General features: G+C 63.1%; 16 protein-coding genes. 3 read left to right on the top strand and 13 right to left on the bottom strand.

Annotated features, from left to right (window positions below; genetic code table 11):
• Positions 1-105: 105 nt before the first annotated feature.
• From AC07PT_RS05065 to AC07PT_RS05050, 4 genes are read right to left on the bottom strand one after another with little or no spacing between them, the layout of a single operon-like run.
• Positions 106-702, bottom strand: a complete 597-nt coding sequence (locus tag AC07PT_RS05065) for a 1,2-dihydroxy-3-keto-5-methylthiopentene dioxygenase (RefSeq protein ID WP_494655982.1) — start codon at positions 700-702, stop codon at positions 106-108.
• A 16-nt stretch (positions 703-718) separates the two neighbouring features.
• Complete coding sequence (locus AC07PT_RS05060; protein WP_494655981.1) at positions 719-1558, bottom strand: MetQ/NlpA family ABC transporter substrate-binding protein; 840 nt, start codon at positions 1556-1558, stop codon at positions 719-721.
• A 41-nt stretch (positions 1559-1599) separates the two neighbouring features.
• On the bottom strand, positions 1600-2262 hold the full coding sequence (locus AC07PT_RS05055) for a methionine ABC transporter permease (protein ID WP_492345382.1): 663 nt from the start codon (positions 2260-2262) through the stop codon (positions 1600-1602).
• The gene (locus AC07PT_RS05050) at positions 2255-3142 is read right to left on the bottom strand and encodes a methionine ABC transporter ATP-binding protein (RefSeq protein ID WP_494655980.1); all 888 of its coding nucleotides are present in this window, start codon (positions 3140-3142) and stop codon (positions 2255-2257) included. The genes AC07PT_RS05055 and AC07PT_RS05050 overlap by 8 nt, the downstream gene beginning before the upstream one ends.
• A 231-nt stretch (positions 3143-3373) precedes the next feature.
• Here AC07PT_RS05050 and AC07PT_RS05045 point away from each other — a divergent pair, with 231 nt between their 5' ends.
• Both AC07PT_RS05045 and AC07PT_RS05040 read left to right on the top strand, forming a co-directional pair.
• Complete coding sequence (locus AC07PT_RS05045; protein WP_494655979.1) at positions 3374-4201, top strand: MetQ/NlpA family ABC transporter substrate-binding protein; 828 nt, start codon at positions 3374-3376, stop codon at positions 4199-4201.
• Between the two features lie 10 nt (positions 4202-4211).
• Positions 4212-5456: an acyl-CoA dehydrogenase family protein gene (locus AC07PT_RS05040; protein WP_494655978.1), complete on the top strand. Its 1245-nt coding sequence runs from the start codon at positions 4212-4214 to the stop codon at positions 5454-5456.
• Positions 5457-5567: 111 nt separating this feature from the next.
• Here the strand turns inward: AC07PT_RS05040 and AC07PT_RS05035 are convergent, their stop codons facing one another.
• The 9 genes from AC07PT_RS05035 to AC07PT_RS04995 all read right to left on the bottom strand — a co-directional run bounded on the left by AC07PT_RS05035 (position 5568) and on the right by AC07PT_RS04995 (position 20981).
• Complete coding sequence (locus AC07PT_RS05035; protein ID WP_494655977.1) at positions 5568-5945, bottom strand: hypothetical protein; 378 nt, start codon at positions 5943-5945, stop codon at positions 5568-5570.
• A 374-nt stretch (positions 5946-6319) separates the two neighbouring features.
• A complete protein-coding gene (locus AC07PT_RS05030) occupies positions 6320-6856 on the bottom strand; it encodes a hypothetical protein (RefSeq protein ID WP_494655976.1) in 537 nt (178 codons plus the stop codon).
• Positions 6857-6873: 17 nt separating this feature from the next.
• Positions 6874-7296: a glucosaminidase domain-containing protein gene (locus AC07PT_RS05025; protein ID WP_494655975.1), complete on the bottom strand. Its 423-nt coding sequence runs from the start codon at positions 7294-7296 to the stop codon at positions 6874-6876.
• A gap of 212 nt (positions 7297-7508) precedes the next feature.
• Positions 7509-7964, bottom strand: coding sequence for a hypothetical protein (locus AC07PT_RS05020; protein ID WP_494655974.1), 456 nt, complete (start codon positions 7962-7964; stop codon positions 7509-7511).
• 394 nt (positions 7965-8358) lie between these two features.
• Entirely contained in the window at positions 8359-10023 is a 1665-nt protein-coding gene (locus AC07PT_RS05015) for an ABC transporter substrate-binding protein (RefSeq protein ID WP_494655973.1), read from the bottom strand.
• A 106-nt stretch (positions 10024-10129) separates the two neighbouring features.
• Positions 10130-11485, bottom strand: coding sequence for an LLM class flavin-dependent oxidoreductase (locus tag AC07PT_RS05010; RefSeq protein ID WP_494655972.1), 1356 nt, complete (start codon positions 11483-11485; stop codon positions 10130-10132).
• 131 nt (positions 11486-11616) lie between these two features.
• The gene (locus AC07PT_RS05005) at positions 11617-16272 is read right to left on the bottom strand and encodes a response regulator (protein WP_494655971.1); all 4656 of its coding nucleotides are present in this window, start codon (positions 16270-16272) and stop codon (positions 11617-11619) included.
• Between the two features lie 84 nt (positions 16273-16356).
• Positions 16357-19836, bottom strand: coding sequence for a PAS domain-containing hybrid sensor histidine kinase/response regulator (locus tag AC07PT_RS05000; RefSeq protein ID WP_494655970.1), 3480 nt, complete (start codon positions 19834-19836; stop codon positions 16357-16359).
• Complete coding sequence (locus AC07PT_RS04995) at positions 19836-20981, bottom strand: FIST signal transduction protein (RefSeq protein WP_494655969.1); 1146 nt, start codon at positions 20979-20981, stop codon at positions 19836-19838. Before AC07PT_RS04995 ends, AC07PT_RS05000 begins: the two co-directional genes overlap by 1 nt.
• A gap of 389 nt (positions 20982-21370) precedes the next feature.
• Between AC07PT_RS04995 and AC07PT_RS04990 the strand changes: the two genes are divergently transcribed.
• Positions 21371-21682 (top strand): hypothetical protein, encoded by a 312-nt coding sequence (locus AC07PT_RS04990; protein ID WP_494655968.1) that lies wholly within the window; start codon positions 21371-21373, stop codon positions 21680-21682.
• The last annotated feature ends 89 nt before the right edge of the window (positions 21683-21771 follow it).

Here is a 21771-nt window from a genome sequence, read left to right as displayed (position 1 = left end):
GGCGATTGATAAGGCTTGATCGGTCAGCTCATTGAAGCCCAGTGGACCTCAGGAACACTTGACCCAGGTCAACCCGAAGCGCAGCCCCCGGGTAAAGAACTTGTTTCAGCAGACCAGATCGTCGGGGCTGGCGTAGCCGGTCTGCTCCAGCAGCTGGCTGACAAAGGCGTCAAAGTCAGGCAGCTCGGGGCGCTGCAAACCGCTGGGCTGGGCCACCCAGCCTTCGGCCTGTCCCAATAGACGCAAGGCATCGAAATGGGGCTCGGCCCCAGCATCAAAGCTGTGGGCGAGGCCGGATGGCAAGGCCACCCAGTCGCCCGCCTCGCACAGCAGGCCCACAAAGCCCTCGGGATGGCGCACGGTGAACAGGCCGGCACCGGCCAGGAACACGCGCAACTCGGCCTCGCTGTGGCGATGCTCCTGGGTGAACTGCTGGCGCAGCGCGGGCCAGCCGGGCTGGCCGGGGGTCACCCGCACCCGGTCGATGCGGTGCAGGCCCAAGCCCTGGCCCAGCGTGGCCAGCCGGCCCTGCTGGACCTGCAACCAGGCCTCGGCGCCGGGTTCATCGGGCTCGGGCGCCGGGCCCAGGTGCAGCACGCCCCACCCCACCCCCAGGCCTTGCAGCCAGGGGGCCATGCGGTGCTCGCACACCAGGGTGTCCTGCCAATGCCCGGCAGCATCAAAGAGTGCCAATGCAGCCATGCCCTGCCCCGTCCGTTTACTGCAGGAAGGCCGGTTTGGCGTAACCGGCAAAGCGGCTGTCCACCACGGCCTTGAACTCTTTCGATCGGTAGGCCTCGGCGATGTCGCGCGCCCAGGGCGTGTCTTGGTCGGCACGCTTGACGGCCACCACGTTCAGGTAGTGGTCGGGGGTCTTTTCCAGGGCCACGGCTTCGGTCAGCTTGAGGCCCGAGGAGATGGCAAAGTTGCCGTTGACGATGGCGTACTCGGCATCGCCCAGCGAGCGCGGCAACTGAGCCGCCTCCAGCGGGATCAGCTTGAGCTTCAAGGGGTTGGCCTCCAGGTCTTTTTCGCTGGCGCGCAGCGGGTCGATGCCGGGCTTGAGCTTGACCAGGTGGTTCTGCTCCAGCAGCACCAGGGCGCGGGCCAGGTTGCTGGGATCATTGGGTAGGGTCACGCGGTCACCCTCACGGGCTTCAGCCAGGGTCTTGCGGCGGGTGGAGTACACGCCCAGGGGCGCGATGGGGCCTTGCACCAGCTCGACCAGATCGAGCTTCTGGTCGGCCGCGAACTTGCGCAGGTACACGCGGTGCTGGAAGAAGTTGGCATCGAGCGAACCCTGGGCCAGGGCCAGGTTGGGCTGCACGTAGTCGTTGAATTCGACCAGCTTGACCTGGTAGCCCTTTTTTTCGAGCAGCGGCACGATGCCGGCCTTGAGCTGGTCGATGTTGGAGCCGGCGGTGCCACCGATCACCAGTTCTTTCTTGCTGGCGCTCTGGGCCAGCGCGGCGCCCGGGCCCAGCAAGGCCAGGGCGGTGGTGGCGGCCAGGGCCGACAGCCAGGCACGGCGGGGAAGAAGGCGTTGGAATGCGGTCATGGGGAGGCTTTCAAAAACGAGGGGTGGGAGGGGTGAAGGGTTCAGCGCTTGTCGAGGCGACGCGCCACGGTGTTGCCGGTGAACTGCACGGCCTGCACCAGCAGCACCAGCAGGGCCACGGTGAGCACCATCACATCGGTCTGGAACCGGTAGTAGCCGTAGCGGATGGCCAGGTCGCCGATGCCGCCACCACCCACCACCCCGGCAATCGCCGAGTACGACAGAAAGCTCACGGCCAGCACGGTCAGGGCCAGCACCAGGCCCGAGCGGGCCTCGACCAGCAGCACGCGCCAGACGATCTGCAGCTCGCTCGCGCCCATCGCATGGGCGGCTTCGATCACGCCCCGCGGCACATCGCGCAGGCACTGGTCCACCAGGCGGGCCAGGTAGGGGATGGCCGCAAACGACAGGGGCACGGCGGCCGCCAGCGGCCCGATCGAGGTGCCGACAATCGAGCGTGTGAACGGCACCAGGGCCACCAGCAGGATGATGAAGGGGAAGGAGCGCACGGTGTTGACCAGCCAGTTCAACACCAGAAAGGCCGGCTTGTTGTCGAGCGACTGCCCCGGGCCCAACAGGAACAGCAGGACGCCAAGCGGCCCGCCGATCAGCACGGCGGCCGACAGGCCGATGGCCAGCATCAGAAAGGTCTGGGCGGTGGCCAACCACAGCTCGGGCAGGATGGCGGCGATGTTCTCAGGCATAGGCCAACTCCTTGGCGGGGACAGAGGTCAGGGCGGGACGGGCGGTGTCACGAGAGGTGTCACGAGAAGTACCCCGGGCCGCATCGCGGGCCGGGCGGGTGCGCACCTGCTCGGCCAGTTCGCGGCCCAGCACGGTCTGGCGCGCCACGCCCAATTCGTCGACCGCAAACTGCTCGACCAGGCTGCCTTGCTCCAGGATGGCGACGTGGCGGCACAGCAGCTCGACCACCGAGAGTTCATGGGTGACGATGACGAGGGTCACGCCCACCTTCTGGTTGATGTCGCGCAGGGTTTCGAGCAGCGAGCGGGTGGTCTCGCTGTCGAGCGCCGAGGTGGGCTCGTCGCACAGCAGCACCTGGGGGCGCGGCGCCAGCGCGCGGGCAATCGCCACACGCTGCTTCTGGCCGCCCGACAGTTGGGCCGGGTAGCTTTGGGCCTTTTCGGGCAGGCCCACCAGGGCCAGGCACTCATGCACGCGCTCGGCGATCTCGGCGCGGCTGTGGCGGCCGTGGATCTTCAGCGCAAAGGCCACGTTGTCGAACACGGTGGCGTTCTGCAGCAGGTTGAACTGCTGGAAGATCATGCCGATGTTCTGCCGGGTGTCGCGCAGTTCCCGGCGCGTCAGCGCGGTCAGGTCCCGTCCGGCCACCAGCACGCGGCCGCCATCGGGCTTTTCAAGCAGGTTGATCAGGCGCAGCAGGGTGGATTTGCCGGCGCCGCTCTTGCCGATCAGGCCGAACACGTCACCGGCCTGGATGCTCAAAGACACCTCACGCACCGCGTCGAAGGCGGCGCCGCCGGGCAGGGCAAACGATTTGCGCACCGCCTCCAGCCGGATCACGGGGGCCGCCTCGGCGGCCTTGGAAGTCAAACCAGTCATGGGTTGGGGGGTGATGAAGAAAGCCCGCAGTATCCGCAGGCCCCCGCCGAAGCGGAACGAATGAAACAGCCGACGCTTATCCGGTTTACGCATAAGGCCAACCCAGCGGCCATCGCCTCACCCACACCCGATAAGCACATGCGAATTGCTTCCTTGGCAGCACGCGCCAAGGCTTGCACAGTGGGCCGCCTGTCTGAAATGAACCGGCGGCCCGCGCCGCCCAAACTTGCCATGTCCCTGTTTTCTGCACGCCCCACCCGTCGCCACCTCGCCCTGGGCCTCAGCGCCCTGGCCCTATCGCTGGCCGCGCTGAGCCCCGCCCAGGCCCAGGACAAAAAAACCCTCAAAGTGGGCATCTCGGTCGGCCACGCCGAAGAGATCTTTGCCGTGGTCAAGAAGGTGGCGGCCCGCGACGGCCTGAACATCGAGGTGATCCCCTTCAACGACTACCAGTTGCCCAATGCGGCCCTGGCCGCTGGCGACCTGGACGCCAACGCCTTCCAGCACAAGCCCTTTCTCGACAACCAGATCAAGGCCCGCGGCTTTGACCTGGTACCGGTGGGCCTGACCATCACCGCGCCGCTGGGCTTCTACTCGCGCAAGATCAAGTCCATCGCCGACCTGCCCGAGGGCGCCTCAGTGGGCATCCAGAACGACCCCAGCAACGGCAACCGTGCGTTGCTGCTGCTGCAGTCGGCCGGCCTGATCACCCTGAAGCCCGAAGCCGTGAAGAACAACACGGCCTCCCCGCTGGACGTGGTGAGCAATCCGCGCAAACTCAAGCTGGTGGCGCTGGACGCCGCCCAACTGCCGCGCTCGCTGGATGACCTGGCGATCGCCTCGATCAACAACGACTACGCCTCACAGGCCGGGCTCTCGCTGCAGCGCGACGCCGTGATCAAGGAAGCCCCCCAGGGCCCCTACGCCAACCTGATCGCCGTGCGCCGCGCTGATCAAAACCAGCCCTGGGTGAAGCGCCTGGTGGCGGCCTACCAGTCGCCCGAGGTGAAGCAGTTCATTGAAAGCAAGTTCAACGGCGCCCTGGTGCCGGCCTTCTGAAGGATGTCCCATGAGCACCGCCACCGCTGAGCACAACGACACCCAGGTCAACCCCCACCCGGCCCCACTGGGCCGCGCCCTGCCCCCGGCGGCCGATGCCGCCATCCTGCACGCCCGCGCCCAGGCCCTGCTGCCCGAGATCGCCGCCAGCGCCGCCGAACGCGAGCGCCAACGCGAACTGCCCTATGGCCTGGTGCGCCGCATCGCCGAGGCCGGCCTGCTGACCTGGCGCATCCCCAAGGCCCAGGGCGGGCCAGGCGCCTCGGTGCACGATGTGATCCGCTTCGTGATCGACCTGGCGGCGGCGGATTCGAACGTGGCCCAGGCCTTGCGACCCAATTTCGGCACCGTCGACAGCCTGCTCTATGGCGGGACCGAGGCCGAGCAGCGGCGCTGGTTCCCGCGCCTGCTGGCTGGCGAGATTTTCGGCAATGCCGGGCTGGAGCGCGGGGGCGCCCATGGCGCCAACACCGCCCAGTTGCGCCGCGAGGGTGAGCATTACCGCATCAGCGGCAGCAAGTACTACAGCACCGGCGCCCTGTACGCCGACTGGATCGGCTCGCTGGCCCTCAACGAGGAAGGCCGCGAGGTGGCCTTCACGGTGCCGCGGCACCGCCCTGGGCTGGAGATGGTGGACGACTTCGACACCACCGGCCAGCGCCTGACGGCCAGCGGCAGCACGCATTTTCACGACGTGCTGGTGCGCGCCGAAGAGCTGCGGGTGAACTCGTTCCCCCGCGACCGGCGCAGCCCGATTGCACCGCTGTTCCAACTGTTCTTGGCCGCCGTGCAGGCCGGCATCGCGCGCAACGCCCTGAATGATGCCGTGGCCTTTGCCCGCCACAAGGCCCGCCCCATCCGCCACAGCACCGCCACCCGTTCGGTGGACGACCCCTATGTGCAAGAGACCGTGGGCCAGATGGCCGCCCAGGCCTATGCCGCCGAGGCCACCGTGCTGCGCGCCGCCGACGCGATTGACGCCGCCTGGGCCGACCAACTCAGCAACAGCACCCTGACCCAGGCCTCGATCGAAGTCGCCCAGGCCCAGTACTTTGCGGCTGATGCGGCCTTGAAGGCCTCCGAGTTGGCCTTTGACGTGGGCGGCGCCTCGGCCACCGACCGCAACGTCAACCTGGATCGCCACTGGCGCAATGCCCGCACCGTGGCCAACCACAACCCGCGCCAATGGAAGGCCGCCGCCAGTGGGGCCTGGCATCTGAGCGGGACGGCGCCGCCGACGACCGGGTTGTTTTGAGGCAGCCTTGAAAAGGGCAGCACCAAGCTCACGGGCTTGGCCTGCACCTGCGTCACTGTGCTTTGGCGATCGGTGTAGGAAGCCAATCACGCAGTGATTCTGAGCACACCTCTATTTCCCGGCTTCAGGCCGTTGAATCAGTCGATTTATTTCTGCAGTCACGCAAATCGAAAAAGCTGTCAACTTCATCGATCCATGGCCAAACTCTCTTTTTTCAGATTTCTCGCACGCTGAATCTCGTCTCTTTTCCCAGTCCGAAATCACATGCTTAAGAGTGATTTCTGCAGCAATGCGGTCACGGTCAGCACAAAAATTTGTGTTGACCTGGCTGGCATCACAATCCTCTAGACGCTGTTTCAAATCGGCCTCAGACAAGTGACTGCGACGCGAGAGCTCCCTGATCATTTGGCTCTCTGGCGGGGCCTGATGGCTAGCCCCTATCGCCAGGCCTGTGGCACCCATCAGGATCCAAAACAAGTATTTCTTCATTTTTCAAATGCCGCATCCTCTTGTTGGCGTCGAATCATCAAGCCCGGAACACGAACGGTGGGCAGTCTCTTGCCTTTTTCATCGATCGGGTACAAATACACTTTTCTTTTCATATGAATCACCACACTGGTGGCATCCCCTTGGCTTGCTTCATTGCCTCACCTGAATAACAGTGGATCAGATTTTTGAATAATCTGTGGCTCAACTATGAAGTGATCCACGAGTGGACCAAATTCTCAGGCAACTAATTAATTTGATTGACGCTCCCCACAGGGGGCCAAGCCTCCGTGAGAGTTCATACACCAAGAAGTCAGGCTTTCTTTTTCGTGCTACAGAAATTCTCCACGCAGTGCAAAAAACTAACCCACTCTCATTCATTGCGGGACACCTTGCAATGAAAATTTGCTTGCTATTTTTCTAAAGATAGCCAAATCATCTTCTTGATGAATTCTATCGGTTTGCAACACCAGATAATAGAGTATGCCACCACTTTCATTTCTGTATTGGAGAATCGCATAAACAGGCTCATCCGCAACCCTACCCTTGAGTAGGCTGGCTACAGAATTAGCTAACAGGTATTTTTGGAAGAAGGCCCCTTTGACACCCCACTCATCAATGAATGACTTTTTCTGCCCCGCCAACCCCCCCAGCAGGAGGGCATCATGATCAGCCCATATCGAAACCCGTCGACGATTCCCCAATAGATAAAAAATACCATGATCCGGGTTAGGAGATCTTGCTCCATACGCAACCAGTCCTGGTAAATTTTGAACACTAAAACCAAAACTTTCATTGTGGTAGTTGCCAGCCACCACCTCCGAAGTAGAGATTTGTTTTTGCAACCAACCAGCATCAGCTGATGACGCCGATGCGGAAAGGGATAGCTGAACACCGATGAGCGCCAGCGCCATCCATTTTATTAAACACCTCATTTTATCGCCACACATTGCGCCTTGCGCGCCAAAACCGATCTATATACTGCCTGAAAATTTTCATAATATTTTGGATTGACTGTGTTGTAGCCTATCTTCTTCATGGCCTCGATAAATTGAGACATTGTTCTACAACCAAACAAAAAAGATCGGTATGTGCTTTCAAAATATAAAACACAAGCTTCATAGCTGACAAAGCTCATATTTGCCTTGCCAGCATGAGTCAATCCAAATATATTATGCAAGCACTTGTTATGCTCATCTCGACCCCATGCATTCTCAAATGCAACAAGTGCCAATAGAAAATTCTCATCCACATCAAGTCGATTTGAAAGAGGTCTTATCAAAGGAATGAAAGTCTCAAAAAAATATTGAAAATCCGCATTGCAAATACCTTTCTTATGAACAACCACCGGCATTTAACCCCCCTGAATGCATGAGCAAATAGATATCAAATAAGTTTTTAATTACAGCCAACACCACTGCACAAATTGGTCATTTTTTGACACTAGCGACATCCCAGGAGCAGGATAAATTTTAATATCGAGCAAGATCCTTTGACCAAGACGCTGCTCATCTTTGTTGCACTTCGTCCTTGAATATACCAGCGCCAAAAAATATTTCTAGCACTTTATTTTTCACGTAACTCGTATTTGCCAATATCAATGAGTTTGATTGAAAAGTGGTGGAGCAGGTTTTTCTCATCGTGCTCATACAAAGCCTTTACAGTGACATACACACCAACCCCTTTCTTTTCACAATCAGCAGTCTGAATCAGGTATTGCGAGTGATCGTCATTCAACTCAGAAAACGCCAACGTCTTGATCAACTTTGATTTTTGTTCCAACGTCGGATTTGCGATCCATTGCACATAGACCTCACTGCCTGCCCCATCATCAACATCAGCAACGACAAGGCGGTAATAGCCATGCGTGTTTTTTACCTTCCAGTCTCCACAGGTTTTTATGATTCTGTAATTAAGCGGCAAAGCTTGAACGCGCTCCAGCAGGATGGATTCAAGAGAGGCCGCGCAGCCAGAGATTGAAATCAATATGAAAAATATTATTTTTCTCATGTTAACGAGCATTCAGCAACTCTGCGCTGGCTCCCTCGCTCTATTGCTTGCAAGAGACATCAGAGTGTCTGAATATTTCTGCGTGACTAACATGCTATTCCTTTGATTGCAGTCACGATTGACCGGTTGGCTATACGTTCGCCGTCGAGACGGGAACAAGCATAGAAATAAAGCATTGATCGCCTCCGCAATTTAGAAACCGATAAACCAAGCATGTCCAAAAAACACAACAGGCCTCTAAATAGGCGTGCGTTTTGATTGATGCGTGATTTCAAATTCTAAAATTCAACAAAAGCGATTCGAGCCCATCAAAGATGGGCGGCCGCTCCTAAATGCTGAGCGCTGAAGCCGATGGCCAGGGGCTTATCCGGAAATGCCCCTGGATGGCACTGGCAATGCAGCCGCCCTACTTGCCCGCCACCGGCTGCAACCAGGCATCGGCATACGAGGCAAACAGGCCATCCCCTTGCGCCACGGTCTTGTGGAAGCGCGCGGTGGAGACGGTGACCCAGGTCTGTTCGATCAGGTCGAGCACGGGCAGGTCTTCTTGCACGATCTGTTGCCACTGGGTGATCAGGGCCTTGCGGCGGGCCGGGTTGGCTTCGTCGGCGGCGGCTTCCATGATCTTGTCCAGGGCGGGGTTGGAGTAACCCGAGCCATTGGTCCAGGGGGCGCCCTTGATGATGTTGCGGGTCCAGAACAAGCGCTGCACGCCCAGGGTGGGGTCGGGCAGGCGGTGCAGGCTGGAGATCATCAGGTCGTAGTCCTGGTCGGTGAAGATGCGGCGCAGGTAGCTGACCGTGTCGCCGCCGCGCAGCACCACCTCGACGCCGATGCGGGCCAGCGACTGGCGGATGAATTCGGCCTCACGGGCACCGCCACCGCCGTCGTAATCGAGCGTGACCCTGAGCCGCTTGCCATCGGCCGCCTTGCGAAAGCCCGCCTCATCGAGCAAGGCCTCGGCCTTTTTGAGGTCATAGGGGTACTGGCGGGTGTCGGGCGAGTAGTAGTTGACCACCGACGAGGGCACGGGTCCGGTGGCGGGCTTGCCATAGCCCCAGAACACCACCTTGAGCAGCGCGTTCTTGTCGATGGCATGGGCGAAGGCCTGACGCACGCGTTTGTCGCTCAGGTAGGGCCGGCGCACATTGAACTGGGTCAGGAAGATGGTCGACAGGTAGCGGCCATCGTCCAGGTTGATGGTCCATTTGGCCGTGTCGCTGAAGCGCTCCAGGTTGGACAGCGGGATGCTGGAGCCCAGGGCCACGTCGATCTCACCCGCCTCCAGGGCCACGGCGCGGGCCGCGGCGTCGGGGATGAACTTGAACACGATGCCCTGCAGGTAGGGCTGGCCCTTTTGCCAGTAGTTGGGGTTGCGTTCCAGCCGCACATGGCTGCCCTTGACCCATTCCTTGAACACAAAGGGGCCTGTACCGACGGGGGCCAGGTTGGCCGGATTGTTCAGCACATCGGTGCCCGCGTACAGGTGTTTGGGCAGGATCTGGGCACCGTAGCTGTTGATGTAGTTCAGCAGGTAGGGGGCCGGCGAAGACAGGTGGATCACCACGGTGTGCCTGTCAGGCGTATCGACCTTCTCGACGTTGGCAAAGGCGGCCCGGCCGAAGGGGTGCAGCTTCTTCCAGACATTGAGCAGGGTGTATTCGACGTCGGCCGAGGTGAAATCCTTGCCGTCGTGCCATTTCACGTTCTCACGCAGCTTGAAGCGCAGGGTCAGGCCGTCTTCCGACAATTGCCACGAGGTGGCCAGCGCCGGCACGGGTTGCAGATTCAGGTCAAAGCTGACCAGGCCTTCAAGCACCTTGCTGGAGACCTGTCCGATGTTCATGGTGGTGATGAAGGCCGAAGTCAACAGCGTGGGCTCGGGCGACACGGCCACGTTGAGCACACCGCCGCTGACGGGGGTCAGTTCGGCGGGCTTGGCCGCGTTCGCGGCTTTGGGAGTCTGGGCCTGCACCGGGCCCTGAAGGATGCCCATCAAGGCCAAAGAGGATGCCAATGGAACGGCGAGGCGGCTCAAGGCGCCGCGGGCAAGAAGGGTTCTGCGCTTCATGTGGGATAGGTGGGGTGGGTTGAAAATGCGTGGCCAAGCCAACAGCGGAGCCCAAGGCTCCGCTGCGGTCAAAAAATTGCAGGGGAACCCCCTGCCGAGCGAGATCTCAGGCGGCTTGCAGGCGCGGGTCGCGCGCCACAGCCGGCCGGGCCAGGCCCAGGTGCTCGCGCAGGGTGCGGCCTTCGTAGGCGTGGCGGAAGATGCCGCGCTGGCGCAGCAGCGGCACCACGCCATCGACAAAATCCTGCAGGCCGCCGGGCAGCACATCGGGCATCAGGTTGAAGCCATCGGCGGCCCCGGCGCGGAACCAGTGCTCGATGTCATCGGCAATCTGCTCAGGCGTGCCCACGATCACGCGGTGACCGCCGCCGCCGGCCAGGGCCCGGATCAGCTCGCGCACGGTGTAGTTGTGGCGGGTGGCCAGGGCGCGCACGAAGTTGAAGAAGGTGTGGTTGCCGTTGCCGCCACCGGGCAGCGGCAGGTTGTCGGGCAGGCGCTCGTCGAGCTTGAGGCGGTCGGCGCTGATGCCCAGTGTGCCTGCCAGGCGGTTCAGGCTGTAGCGCCAGGGGATCAGGTCGACCAGTTCATCGCGACGGCGCAGGGCTTCGGCCTCGGTGCTGCCGATGATGGTGGTCAGGCCGGCCAGCACTTTCACAGCGTCTGGGCCACGACCCAGGGCCTCGGCACGGCTTTTGAGCTCGCGACCGTAGGCCAGGGATTCTTCAAACGATTGCGAGGCCGAGAACACCGCCTCGGCATGCCGGGCCGCCAGTTCGCGCCCGTCGGCCGATCCGCCGGCCTGCACCAGCACCGGGCGACCTTGCGGGCTGCGCGGCAGGTTCAGCGCACCTTGCACCGAGTAGAACTCGCCCTGGTGGTGGATCGGGTGCACCTTGTCAGTGTCGACAAAGCGGCCCGAAGCCTTGTCACCCACGAAGGCGTCGTCGTCCCAGCTGTCCCACAAGGCCTTGACCACCTCGGTGAATTCAGCAGCCCTGCGGTAGCGCTGGGCGTGCTCGGGCACTGCATCGCGCCCGAAATTGCGGGCCGACGGCAGGTCGGCCGTGGTGACGATGTTCCAGCCGGCGCGGCCAGCGCTCACGTGGTCCAGCGTGGCAAAGCGGCGGGCGATGTTGTAGGGTTCGTTGTAACTGGTGGAGGCGGTGCCGATCACGCCGATGCGGCGCGTGGCCGCCGCCACGCTGGCCAGCAGCACGGTGGGCTCGAGTGCGGTGATGGGGCGGAAATCGATCTGGTCGACGATGGCCGCGTTGTCGGCCAGGAAGATGGCGTCAAAGGTGCCCAGTTCCGCCAGTTGCGCGGCACGGATGTAATGCTGCACATCGATGAAGGCCTTGGGGTCGGCCTCGGCCACGCGCCAGGCCGAGGGCAGAAAGCCCGAGTGCAGGGCATTGAGGTTGAGGTGCAGTTGACGGGGCGGTGGGGCGGCAGGTGCGCTCATGGTGGGTTCCGATGCAGGTGGCGGCCAGCGGCCGAAGTCCTGATTGCACCGGAGGCCCGCACTCAGGCCAACAAAGCTTTCCGAATTTGCATCCTCAGAAAACGCACCCGCCCTGCCCTGCCTCGCTGCGGTCAGTGATCCTCGTCCGACAGGCTGATGGCAATGCGACGGAAGTCAGACTCGACGTCCAGAAAGACATCGAAGACCTCGGGATCGAAGTGCGTGCCTCGCCCCTGGCGCAGGATGATCATGGCCTCTTCGTGGCTCATGGCCCCCTTGTAGACGCGCCGGCTGATCAACGCGTCATACACATCGGCAATCGCCATCAGTCGCGCCGACAGCGGGATCGCCTCGCCCACCAGGCCCTCGGGGTAGCCCGAACCGTCCCACTTCTCCTGGTGGTAGAGGGCGATTTCCTTGGCTGGCTGCAGGAAAGGCAGGTGCATGTCCATGGATTTCTCGGCGCGTTCGATGGCCTGATAACCCAGCGTGGTGTGGGTTTTCATGATCTCGAACTCTTCCGGGGTCAGCTTGCCAGGCTTGAGCAGGATGCGGTCTGGAATACCAACCTTGCCAATGTCATGCAAGGGCGCCGACTTGTACAGCAGGTGGATGTAGGCGTCGGTCAGGACGGTGGCGTACTTGGGCAGAGACTGCAGCTTCTGGGCCAGGCAGCGCACATAACGCTGGGTGCGCAGGATGTGGTTGCCGGTCTCGTTGTCACGGGTCTCGGCCATCGAGGACATGGCCAGGATGGTGACGTCCTGCATGGCCGACAGTTCGCGGGTTCGCTTGCCCACTTCTTCTTCGAGAAAGCCGTTCTTGTCACGCAGAAAATCCGCCATGCGCTTGAGCTGCAACTGCGCCTGCACCCGCGCCAGCACCACCGGAGGGCTGATGGGCTTGGCGATGTAGTCCACACCGCCGACCTTGAAGCCCGCAGACTCCGATTCGATGTCGGTCTTGGCCGTGAGGAACAGCACCGGGATGTGGGCACTGCGCGGGTCTTGCTTGAGGCGGCGACAGACCTCGTAGCCATCCATCTCGGGCATCATCACATCCAGCAGGATGATGTCGGGGGCTGGCGTGGCTTGGGCGATCTGCAAGGCGCGCTCGCCCTTGCTGGCCACACGCACCTTGTAGTGGTCCTTGAGCACGGCGCTCATCAACGACAGGTTCTCGGGCGTGTCGTCCACCACCAGCACCACGGGGCGCTCTTGATTCGTGTCGGGGCTGGCGAGCAATGCACCGGCAGCGGTCTCTGAGGCAGACAGCGGGGTCCTTGGCGCCGGTGCCACCTGGGTGGCGGCGCCCGCCGCTGCCGCCAGCGGCTGCGGGTTCAGTTGGGCCTCGATGCCGGCAATCAACTCGGCCAGCTGGCGAGCCAGCAGCGCGGCCTGAGCATGCGCATCCGGGCGCCGGGCCGGCTCACGCAAGGCCTCTTCGAGGCGGCCGGCCTGCGCCTGCAGCCCATGCGCGCCAATGTTGCCGGCCACGCCCTTGAGGGTGTGGGCCACCATTTCGGCGGCACTCCAGTCCTGGACCTGCACCAGGGCCTGGATCTCGCTGCCCACGCTGCGCTGGCCGGCCACGAAACGACGCAACAGGGACAGGTACAGAGGGATGTTGCCGATGGCACGTCGCAGGCCTTGCGCCACATCGAGGCCCGGGATCTGCAGCACGGCACTTCCCACCAGGCCGCCGCGGCTTTCGGTGACCTCGGCGGGGCGCGTGCCCTCGGCCTCGCCTCGGCTCGGAATCCAGCGCAGCAGGGCTCGCCAAAGCTCATCGGGCTCGATGGGCTTGGTGATGAAGTCGACCATGCCGGCGGTCAGGCACAGTTCGCGGTCGGTCTGCCGGGCGTTGGCCGTCATGGCAACGATGGGCACGTGCTGGTACTCGTCGAGCTTGCGGATCTCCTGGGTGGCGGTCACGCCGTCCATGACCGGCATCTGCATGTCCATCAGCACGATGTCGTACTCGCTGCGGCGGATCTGGTCGATGGCCTCCTGGCCATTCTCGGCAATGTCCACCAGCAGACCCGACAGGCGCAACATGCCTGCCGCCACCTCCTGGTTGATGTCGTTGTCTTCGACCAGCAGCACCCGGGCACCGCGCAGGCGCTCAAGGGCTTGCGGCTGCGGGCTCTGCCCCATCTCGCGCGAGGCAGCCACGGCGGAGGCGACCTTGCGAAGTGTGCGGCTGCCCAGCACCTGCATGACCGTATCAAACAGCACCGAAGGGTTGACGGGCTTGAGCATCACGGCGTTCACACCTGCACCGAAGGCCTCCATGCGGATGTCATCGCTGTTGTCGGCTGCCACCAGCACGCAAGGCGGTACCTTGCGCAGCGCCTGACGGCGCAACTGGTCGGCGACTGCCAGGCCATTGAGACCGGGCATCTTCCAGTCGAGAAAGACCAGCTCGAAGGGAGTCGTGTTGTCGTCGTGCTCCTGAATGAGCTGCAGCGCCACTTCGCCCGAGGCGGCCTCGTGCACCACGAAGGTCTGCTGGCGCAGCATCTGGCACAGGATTTCGCGGGCACGGGCGTTGTCGTCCACCACCAGCATCTTCTTGCCGCGCAGATCGGGCTCTGGCTGAGGCAGGCTGCGTTGCTCGCTGCTCTTGCCCAAGCGGGCGGTGAACCAGAACGTGGCGCCCTGGCCCAGCTCGCTCTCCACCCCCACCTCGCCGCCCATCAGCGCCGCCAGCCGCTTGCTGATCGCCAGCCCCAGCCCCGTACCACCGTACTTGCGCGTCGTCGACGAATCCGCCTGCTGGAAGCTCTCGAACAACCTGTCCTTCTGCTCCTCGCTCAGCCCGATGCCCGTGTCCCGCACCGCCAGGTACAGCAACACCTCGCCTTCGCTCTCCTCGCGCTTTCTCACCTGGATCGTCACCTCGCCACGCTCCGTGAACTTCACCGCGTTGTTGGCATAGTTGATCAGCACCTGCCCCAGCCGCAGCGGGTCGCCCACCAGCAGCGTGGGCACATCCGGCGCCACATCAAACAGCAACTCCAGATCCTTGGCCTGCGCCTTCTCCCCCACCAGGTTGGCCACGTTCTCCAGCACCTTCTCCAGGTCCATCTCGATGTGCTCCACATCGAGCTTGCCCGCTTCCACCTTCGAAAAATCAAGAATGTCGTTGATGATCCCCAGCAGGTGCTGCCCCGAGTGCTGGATCTTGCTCACGTAGTCCGTCTGCTTGCGGTCCAGCGGCGTCTGCAGCAGCAGGTGCGACATCCCCAGCACCGCGTTCATCGGCGTTCGGATCTCATGGCTCATGTTCGCCAAGAACTCGCTCTTCGAGCGGTTCGCCGCCTCCGCCTCGGTGCGGGCCTGGATCAGGGCCTGCTCGTCGCGCTTGCTCTCGGTGATGTCGGTCTCAATGGCCATGAAGCCCTGCAAGACCCCGGCGCTGTCGCGCAGATCGTTGCAGCTGATGTCGATCCAGTAGGGCGCGCCCGATTTCGCATAGTTGAGCAGATCGACCCGAAAGCCATGCCCGGCCCGCAGCGAGCGGCGCATGTGGGCCACCGTGCCCAGGTCGGTGTCAGCCCCTTGCAGGAAATGCCCCGGTCGCAGGCCGCGCACCTCCTCCAGGCGGTAGCCGGTGATGCGGGTGAAACCATCGTTGACCCAGTCGATCTCGCCCCGGGCGTTGGTGATGATCACGCCATTGGTGGTTTCACTCGCGACCCGGGACAAGCGGGTCAGTTCGCGCTGGATGCGCGTGTTCTCGGCCTGGATGCGAGCCGCTTCGATGAGCTGGCCGATGGTCACCAGCAAGGGCCGCAAAAAATCCGTCAGACCTGCCTCATAGGTGCTGCGAAGCTTGCCCACCCCCAGCAGCGCCACCAGGTCTCCGCCATGGTGGATGGGCACGGCCAGAAAAGCACTGAGCCGGGCGTCGCCCCAGACCAGTTCATCCGCGGCTGTGGTCCCTTGCTCCTGCAGCAGGGGTTGACCGTCCGACAGCACGCTGGCAAACACCCGCTGCAGGCTCTTCAGGTCTTCACTGAAGGGGTCGGCCTCCAGGGCGACGTCCATGGACTGAGTGGACGGCGCGTGGCTTTGCAGGCCATGGATGGCCTGGATCTGCAGGCTCGGGAAGTCATCGCCCAGCTTGTAGACCTCGCCCAGAAAGCCGACATCGCTTTCGGTGAGTTCCAGCAACTGGCTCAGCAGGTTCTCAAACACCGAAGAGCGGTCGGCATCGCGGATGAACAAGGCCTGGGTGTCAACCAGGACCTCGCCCAGATAGCGCGCGCGCTGCAAGGCCTCGGTGCGTTCGCGCAAGACCTGCTGATTGACCTCTTGCTCCACCAGGTCGGCCAGATCGCGCAGGGTGCGCCGCTGCTCGGGGTTGAGCAGGCGAGGCTCATCGTGGATCACGCACAGCGAGCCCAGGCGCAGGCCCTCGGGCGAATGCAGGGGAGCCCCTGCGTAGAAGCGGACGTGCGGCGGCCCCAGCACCAGGGGGTTGTCGGCGAAACGCGGGTCCAGCAAGGCGTCGGGCACTTCAAAGATGTCAGACTGCAAAATGGTGTGCCCGCAGAAGGACACGTCACGCGACGTGGCGCTGGCATCCAGCCCATCGCAGGATTTGAACCATTGGCGGTCACTGTCGACCAGCGACACCACGGCGATCTTCACGCCCAGCAACAGGCGGGCCAGGCGGGTGAGCCGGTCAAAACGCTCTTCGCGGGGCGTGTCGAGCAGGCCCGTGTCGCGCAGGGCAGCCAGCCGCAAGGTCTCGTCAGGGGGTAAGGCAGGAGCTTGCATGGAAACAACCAGTCATGTCGGGACGCGCGCACCTGGCCACCAGGTCGCGTTGAAAAGGCGTCGAAGCCGGAGCGCAGGACAGCATCATGATTCCGCCGCGCCGCGCAAGGCCTGCAAGGCCGCCGGAAAATCAAAGCCACGGATGCCCGCCTCCAGGGCACGGTAAGCGCTGCCAAGCTCGCGCTTGAACACTTCGGTGTGCTGCGCCAGCAGCTCGGCCGCGTCGGGATCGTCGTCGGCCAGCAGCGCGTCGAGTTGCTGCAGGAGTTGAAGGCGCTGCTGACGGGCCGCTTCGTCAGCGACCGGTGCCGATGCTGGTACGGGTGCGGCAGCCGGCGTCGCCGGCGCCGCTGGCGACAGCTGCGATTCGATCCCGTGCACCACCACGGTCAACTGCGACTTGAGTCGCCCGGTCAGTTCGAGGGCGGCGTCGGGATCCAAACGTTCGCTCACAAGCTCGTCGAGTTCGGTGGCCAGTTGTTGCAACCCGGTCGCGCCAATGTTGCCGGCCACGCCCTTGAGGGTGTGGGCCAGGATTTCGGCCCGCTCCCAGTCGCGCTGATCCAGGGCCTGCAGGATCTGATCAGGCACATCGCGCTGACCACTGACAAACTTGCGCAGCAGCGACAGGTAAAGCGGGATGCTTCCGATCACGCGGCGCAGGCCCTGCCCCACATCGAGGCCCGGGATCTGCAGCACCGCCCGATCCAGCAGCGAAGGGGCTTCGGTGGCACCGCTGCCCCCCGCCGAGGTGGGGGCAGCGGTCGAGGCCCGATCGTCAGTGTCTGTGCCCTCCCCCGCCCCCGATTTGTCTGGAATCCAGCGCAGCAGCACGCGCCCCAGTTCTTCGGGCTCAATGGGTTTGGTCACGAAATCGACCATGCCGGCCTGCAGGCAGCGTTCGCGGTCGCTGTCTCGCGCATTGGCCGTCATGGCCACGATCGGAATGTGCTGCCACTCTTCGCGCTGGCGAATGGCCTGGGTGGCGGTGATGCCATCCATGACCGGCATCTGCATGTCCATGAGCACCAGGTCATAGGGGTTCTGGGCCACCTTGTCGAGGGCGATCTGCCCGTTGCCAGCGATGTCGACCATCAGGCCCGCGAGCCGCAGAATGCCCGCCGCCACCTCCTGGTTGAGGTCGTTGTCCTCGACCAGCAGGACGCGAGCACCGCGCACCGGCAACAGGTCCTGGCTGGTGCCGGCCCAATGGGCCTGGGCCCGGCGCTGGCGCCGACGCGCGCCACCCGGTGAGCCGAGCAGGCTGATCAGGGTGTCAAACAACAGGGACGGATTGATGGGCTTGACGATGAGGGCATCGATGCCGGCCTCGCGCGCAGCGGGCCGCAGATCTTCACGCCCATGCCCACCCACCAGCACCAGGCGGGGCGTGCCGGCACGGCCCTGTGCCCGGATCTGGCGCGCCAGGTCAAGACCGGCCACGTCCGGCATTTTCCAGTCGAGAAAGGCCAGATCGATGTTGCTGTCCGGGCTACTCTGGCCCAACAAGGCCAGGGCCTCGGTGGCCGTGCCCGCCTGAAGCACCTGAAAGCTCAATGTGGTGAGCTGCTGACTGAGCAGCGCGCGGGCGCGGGGGTTGTCGTCCACCACCAGCACCCGCTTGCCACGCACGTCGGGCAGCGGCTCATGCAGCACCGGCAACTGCGTGGATTTGCGCAGGCGGGCGGTGACCCAGAACGTGGCGCCCTGGCCCAGCTCGCTCTCCACCCCCACCTCGCCCCCCATCAGCGCCGCCAGCCGCTTGCTGATCGCCAGCCCCAGCCCCGTGCCACCGTACTTGCGCGTCGTCGACGAATCCGCCTGCTGGAAGCTCTCGAACAACCTGTCCTTCTGCTCCTCGCTCAGCCCGATGCCCGTGTCCCGCACCGCCAGGTACAGCAACACCTCGCCTTCGCTCTCCTCGCGCTTTCTCACCTGGATCGTCACCTCGCCACGCTCCGTGAACTTCACCGCGTTGTTGGCATAGTTGATCAGCACCTGCCCCAGCCGCAGCGGGTCGCCCACCAGCAGCGTGGGCACATCCGGCGCCACATCAAACAGCAACTCCAGATCCTTGGCCTGCGCCTTCTCCCCCACCAGGTTGGCCACGTTCTCCAGCACCTTCTCCAGGTCCATCTCGATGTGCTCCACGTCGAGCTTGCCCGCTTCCACCTTCGAAAAATCAAGAATGTCGTTGATGATCCCCAGCAGGTGCTGCCCCGAGTGCTGGATCTTGCTCACGTAGTCCGTCTGCTTGCGGTCCAGCGGCGTCTGCAGCAGCAGGTGCGACATCCCCAGCACCGCGTTCATCGGCGTTCGGATCTCATGGCTCATGTTCGCCAAGAACTCGCTCTTCGAGCGGTTCGCCGCCTCCGCCTGCTCTTTGGCCGCACGCATCTCCAGCTCGGCCAGCCGCAGACTGGTGATGTCAAAGTCGACGCCGACCATCTGGGCCAATCGCCCGTCGCTGTCGCGTGTGAGGGTGGCGGCACAGCGCAGGTAACGCTCGCTGCCATCGGCCCAGATCACACGGAACTCGATGCGCATGCCCTTGCCATTGCGCAGGGCCTGGGCGAAGGCCTCGGCCACCGCCTCACGGTCGTCGGGATGCAGGCGACGGGCCAGGTCTTTGTAATCGCCGCTGAAATGGTCCAGATCGATCTGGAACAGGCGGGCCATCTGCTGGTCCAGCCACAGTTTGTGGGTGTTGATGTCCCAACCCCAGACCCCGACGCCTGCCGAACTGGTGGCCAGTTCCAGGCGGCTGGCAGCCTCGGCCAGCGAGGCTTCGATCTGCTTGCGGCGCGTGATGTCGGTGCGGATCGCCACGTACTGGTAGGGCATTCCATCGGCATCGAGTGACGGAACAATGGTGGCCGACACCCAGTAGATGGAGCCATCTTTGGCCCGATTGCACAGCTCGCCCTTCCAGACCTGGCCGCCCGAGATGGTGTGCCACAAAGACTCATAGAGCGATGCCGGGTGCAGCCCCGATTTCACGATGCGGTGATTGCGCCCCACCAACTCGTCACGGCGATAGCCGCTGATCTCGCAGAACTTGTCGTTGGCATGCAGGATCACGCCTTTCAGGTCGGTGACACTGACGATGGCATGCTGGTCCACCGCAAATTGCTGGTTGTCGCGCTCACGCCGACTGGCCTCCCGCTGAGAGACCAGGTCCAGCAGCAGCGAGGACAGCGACTCCAGGCTCATGTCCACATTGACCTGATCCGCCACGTCGGGCAGCAGATTGCGCACGGTGGTGTGCAACGATTCAATGGCCCGGTCACGGCTGGCAAGCTCTTGGCGCAGACGCAGGTTGGCGGCGTCCATTTCGTCAGAACTCAGCATCAGGCTGCGGGTGCGCAGCTCAAGATCCCGCTCGTATTGATCATAGGCCTCGTCTACCTGCTGAATCAAAGGCCCCAGCCCCTTCAATACCTGTGCCAGCGGCGCAGGCAAGCCGGTCGCCAAGCCCTGCAACTGGGCCAGACAGGCCTCCCACGACGGCTCGTCATCGATTCCAAGTTGGCGCTTCAGTTGGCGCCGGAGTCCACGGTGCATCAAATCTCCAATGCTTCAGCCATCGTGGTGATGGTCATGGTCTGGTTGTGCAGTTGGCAGGGCCCTGTTTCGCCCACGGGACAGATTTCGCCATTGGAATAGAAACCTGTCAGCACGGGCCGCGGCCCCAGCACATCGCCCACCGCCTCCACTTCATCATCAACGCGGCTGCCCATGACCAGCTTGCGCCCCACACAACTCACCAGAATGGCCAGCTCATCGGCCGGCGGCGTCAGGGCCAGCGCGGCCTCGGCCGCGTGTTCAGCCCCATCGATCAGGCGATCGGTACTGGCCTGCATCAACTTGAGCTGCGCCCCCAACGGCACTTCGCCGGCCAGAATCAAGCTGCCCGTGACCTCGTCCACCCCCAGGATGGTCCGGATCAAACCGCCCGCGCTGGAACTGGTGTCTTCCATCAGAAATGGAAACAGCAGGCCCGAGGCGGGCAGATCCCTGGCATGGTCACCGAGATAGCGTTTGTAGATGGTGAGAGCAGGTTCACCATCCAGCTCTTGCAAGACATTGCCCTGCACGCGTGTCACCCGCCGGGCCGGCCCGAAAGGCAGCCAGCCGCCGTAGGAACCATGCCCCAACAGCAGGCTGCTGCCATACAGGCCCAGCGCCACGGCATTGCGATCGGACACGCCTTCGTCGCCCATCACCCAGGTGCGCTCGAAAGCACCGTCGTCCCCGGCCAAGCCACCCGTGATCGGCACCGGCCGTCCCAGGCCCTGGGTCAAACCGGCCACCAGTGCACTGCCGTTGATGGCCACGCCCGGGCCATAGACCAGCACGGCCTGCAGATCGGGTGCCGCCAGCGCCTGGCCCAGGCCCTGGCCCGTCGGGAAGGAGTCCTCCATGCGGGGCACCGGCAATGTGATGCATCGCAGCCGGGTGCGATCGAACTTCAGGGCCGTGACCACACAGGCCCCCGAGGAGACCCCATCGCGCGAAATTTCACCGGCGGTCGAACAGCCGAGCAAGCGGGCCTGCGGGAAGCGCTCGCGCAGGGCCGGGTACAGGCCGCTTTGCTCAAACCAGGACACTGCACCGAACACCAGCAGGGCGTCCGGGTCCAGCGCGCGCAAAGCCTCCAAGGAGGCCCAATCTTGGGTTGTCGTCAGGATCACCTGCTGTACACGCATCTGCCAACTCCTCGCAATTCAGGGCCGGTGCCGCACGGTCGCGAAGCGAGCCGGCCAACATCAACTGTAACCATAAGAACAAAGAAAAATGCCTTGCACGGCCAGGACGTGCACCCCAATTTCATCGCGGTCTTGCCCCCGTGCGGGAGGTCAATGGCCTCCCTGTGCGGGTCGCGACATGGAATTTCATTTATCGTGTTTTTTTGTATTTTTTGAATCAATTTATTTGATTCATATGATAACCACACACTGTCCCAGCAAACGATCAAAACCGACTTGCGCAGCCTGATTTTCAAACCGCCTGCGCTTTACCGTCCAGCCATCCACAAGCCAACAAGGCGCCACATGACACCGGCAGCATGAGGCCTTCAACACGGAGGACATGCACCTTGAAACCCATCCCCATCTGGCTCCCCATGGCACTCAGCCTGGCCTGCATCAGCACTGTGCAGGCACAACCCTCGGACGGCGCGGGTGGCCCCCCGCGTGGCGGCCCCCCTGCCGAGGCCGTTGCCGCCTGCAAAGGCAAGACCTCAGGCGCCAGTTGCAGCTTCACCGGTCGCCAGAACGAGACCCTGAGCGGCACCTGCGACAGCCCGCCTGAGGGCCCGCCGGGCAGCAGCAATGCCAGCAGCTCCAGCACATCGGGGGCCTTGGCCTGCCGTCCGGCCCGCCCCTCGGGGCCGCCACCGCAGCGCTGAAGACCGGCGCCAGCCATGAAAAAAGCCACCCGAAGGTGGCCTTTTGAGAGCGGCAGGCACCGCTCAAAATCGCTTGAAGATCGCAGCCG

The sequence above is a fragment of the Curvibacter sp. GW821-FHT09D12 genome, assembly GCF_059416245.1.
Note: the sequence above shows the minus strand (reverse complement) of the source record. Positions and strands in the feature narration are given on the sequence as shown.